The organism is Nostoc sp. UHCC 0251 (assembly GCF_034932245.1).
In the GTDB taxonomy this organism is placed as follows: Bacteria; Cyanobacteriota; Cyanobacteriia; order Cyanobacteriales; family Nostocaceae; genus Nostoc.
Window position 1 is genome coordinate 1 of sequence record NZ_JAYGHD010000232.1, and the last position, 3089, is coordinate 3089.

At 44.4% G+C, this 3089-nt stretch carries 2 protein-coding genes; both read right to left on the reverse strand.

Annotation, left to right across the window (positions count from 1 at the left end; all coding sequences use genetic code 11):
- Positions 1-182: 182 nt before the first annotated feature.
- Complete coding sequence (locus VB740_RS17690) at positions 183-1655, reverse strand: ATP-binding protein (protein WP_323201268.1); 1473 nt, start codon at positions 1653-1655, stop codon at positions 183-185.
- Positions 1656-3089 (reverse strand): transposase family protein (locus tag VB740_RS17695; RefSeq protein ID WP_323201269.1); only part of this gene is annotated, 1434 nt, incomplete at its 5' end. It lies immediately after the preceding gene.

Consider the following 3089-nt stretch of genomic DNA (forward strand, 5'->3'; position numbering starts at 1 on the left):
AGATCACCAAAAGTTGCCAAGAACCAAGATATACTTCATACTTTAATTATGAGTTGTAAGAATGATAATCGTATAGTTGGGGGGAGACAGGGGTGAGCTTTGCTCACCCCTGTCTCATTAATAAAGAGAATGGGAAGAAGCTGCCGTCGGCAGCTTCTTCCCCCACCTGATGATTATCATTCTTATGTCGTTGACTGTGATTCATGCCCAACAGTGTCTCGCTTGGGTTTGCGTTGTCCAACCCGTGTGCCTGACTTCTTCTCGCGGCTCTTATCTGTTTGCTGTTGCGTGTCCGGGGTTATCGCCTGAAGGTCAGCACTGGAATTACTAAGTGGCGTTTCAGTAATTTCAAGTGTTTGAGTAGATGTAGTTTTCTTACGAGTCTGCTTTTTCTTCGGGGCTGGCTCTACGGGGATCTCGTTTGCTGTTGTGGTCGTAAATTCTTGTGGTGCAGGTACGTTTGGCTTTTTCCGAGTCCGCTTTGTTTTAGGTGGTGACTCTGTTTTCGATGAAGTGATTTCACTACCGACCAACGGAGTTTCAGGAGTGACTGCATTAGTCGGTACATCCGTTGAACCCATTCCTATTTGTAGCAAATGCCATAAGTGTTCGCGGCGGCTCTCCATATAACTAAGTTTTTGTTCGCCCTCAGTTGCTTCTATTGCCATGCGTTCACACTGCGCTAGCGTTAGGGTATGTTCGTGTAATTGTTTTAAAGTTAAAGCTTTATTTCCATCATCTAATACCGCCGCTACAGTTCGGATAAGCCAGTCTTTTAGGACTCCAAGACAGCCAATAGAATGTTCATAGAAGTAAAGCCAATGCTGCATTAATTCGGGAATATTAATATCAAGAGGTACTTGCTTCAGGAGTGCCAATAACGCTGCCTGAAAATCCAAACGGTCTTGTTCATTTTGGTACAAATAGCGCGGAAAGTGGATATCCAGACCGCGCCGAGATGCTTGACCACTTAAATTCCGGAAATTTAACAGTTCGTAAGTACCAATCAGGATGTGTAAAACACCCGTAACATTCGTCATGGATTTAATCCAGTCCAACTGGTCTAAAAGCTTGCCAGAATTACTTCCAGTCCCAATCTTCATTAAATGTTGCGCTTCATCGAGGATAACCGCGCGTACACCACGTTTGGTCATCGCCTCTTCTAATGCGTGGCGCAGTTCTGGAGAATCATTAAACTGGGAAGTCTTGCTACTACGTCCACGCCCTTTTTTCTCCCATGCCTCCGACGTATCAATGTCTACAATGCTACGACGCTCGTAGAATGGCTCGTCCAAAAGCTTGAGCGCAGTCCGGTAATAGTCAGTTCGATTAAACACGCCACTGTCAGGTGGACGTGTCTCTATGAGCAAAAGAGGTAATTGAGGTACATAACCGTTGCGGTAGCTTGAGGAATTCTTTGCTAAATCCTCACTGTGAGGAGCATTTAAACGTCGGGCAATTTGCCGTATCATCGTCGTCTTGCCCACACCACTTGGCCCATACACCAACACATGAGCAAATCCAGCAGGTTCTCGAATCGCACGCATGAGCAGCATATCTACCCGTGCTAACTGTGGATGTAAAACTGCATACTCCTTAAATTGAGTAAGTAAGTTTATGTTATTGCCAGAGCTTCCGTTCAGGTTTAAATCCATCTATTTGTATTCCGCTAATATTGGCAGTGAATTTAGATCCAACGGTTCAACGTTTCGAGATGGTACGTGCTGTGATGCAACATCTGAACTTTGTTGTGCCAATACAGCAAACGTTGATTGAACTTGCTTTACTGATGGAACAGAAGAATTACTAGACGTTAAATTGTCTAGTAAGCGTTTACTTTCCAAATCACGCAATCTTTGCAGCAACAAGGCTTCATGTTCTTGGACATTGGCAATGAAGTCAGCTAAATGTTTAGCGTTCAAATTTGTTGCCGTGGCACTACGTTTGTTCAATTGCCTAATTTCTTGTGCCGCTAACAACACTTCTTTTTCAGTGCGTCCCACGAAAGTACTGTAATACTGAGAGATACATCTCACCCAGCGCCCATCAACATAGGCGTAAGCAACTCCCATATCAAAAGGGTCGTAGCGTACTGGTACTAATGTTTTTTCTACATTGGGATTGCGGAAAGCATCACTCCAATAGTAGAGATAATTGACTTTAATCCCATATCCCGGCTGAACTTTCGCCTGACCTTTGGGGGTGGAAGGACGTGTTGCCATGAGGAACTCTTCGTTATAAGCAATACTTCGGTGCAAGCGTTCTCCGGCAATTGACAACCCTTCGTTATAAACAACGCCACAAGACGCACCTAATGAGTCGTGATGATTTGAGTCGTAAATGGAGTAAGCCCACTGGGTCAGGTAAGTATATAAATCTCCCAAATTCCAAACAGCTAACTGTTTTGGGTCAACAGTTTTGGTGAGTTGGCGGGGCTGTTTACTTGCTTGGGTATTACCTAGTAGGTTATAGATAAATTCAGTATTTGTCGTCCCAAATAATCGTTCAATTACTGACCCAAAGCGGGGTTTGCCACCAGGTCTTGTTTTCTTGGTGCAGTGGTAACGTGCCAGCAAGGTGTCAAAGTATATACTGTGGAATTCTTTGCCACCATCTACAACCAATGTTGAGGGAAAACGACCTTGGCGCTGGACTAAAATACGTAGCCCCATCATGCAAGACCTGTAAGAAGGTGCATCAAAAGTCAGATAAACTGCCAATATTCGCCGGGAATAGGCATCGGTCAGTAATGTTAGCCAAGGTCGCCCCAGTAAGCGACCTGTAGCAAGTGAGCGTAATTCAATATCAAGTTCGGTATGGTCGATATGAACTATCTCCAGAGGACGGTTTCCGTGAGGACGTGTATTTAAAGCTAGTTCCCAGACAAAAGGCTCTGTTGCGTATGCGGCTTTTGCTCCCTGACGCTTTAATGTCTGCTCATGGATTGGGCGTTTTTTTAAACGCTGGTAGAAAGTCCGGTTACTAAGGGGTTGTATATTTAATGCTGTACAGGCTCTAACATACGCCCGATATACTGAAGCACCTGTTGCTTGTCTTGGTGTTTCAAAATGCTCTTTAATAAATTTATC